The following is a 355-nucleotide window of genomic DNA, read 5'->3' on the forward strand; positions in this document are numbered from 1 at the left end:
ATTTAATGCAGACCCATTCGTATTGCAACAAATAAAAAAGCTATGTGTAGGTAGCACAAGGGATTTTCTGAATACAAAAATATTAAAAAGTATTCAATTTATATTGCCTCCAATAATCGAACAAGACCGCGTACTGGAGCTTTTAGAAAATGAAGAAATAAGAATGAGCTGTTTGGAAAATGATTTGAATTTAAAACTAAAACAATCCGAAGCTCAACGTAAAAATATCTTGAAGTCGGCTTTTTCTGGGCAACTAGTACCGCAAGATCCTAATGATGAACCCGCTTCAGTATTGCTTGAAAAAATCAAACAAGAGCGTGAAGCCCTAGCAAAGTTGCCTAAACCTCGTAAGCCG

The 355-nt window shown here is 35.8% G+C and carries 1 protein-coding gene; it reads left to right on the plus strand.

From position 1 onward, the window contains the following. Positions 1 to 355: restriction endonuclease subunit S domain-containing protein (locus VOR_RS17225; RefSeq protein ID WP_010320042.1), on the plus strand; the 355-nt coding region annotated here is incomplete at both ends.

Origin of the sequence: Vibrio ordalii ATCC 33509 (assembly GCA_000257205.1) — a bacterium.
GTDB lineage: Bacteria > Pseudomonadota > Gammaproteobacteria > Enterobacterales > Vibrionaceae > Vibrio > Vibrio ordalii.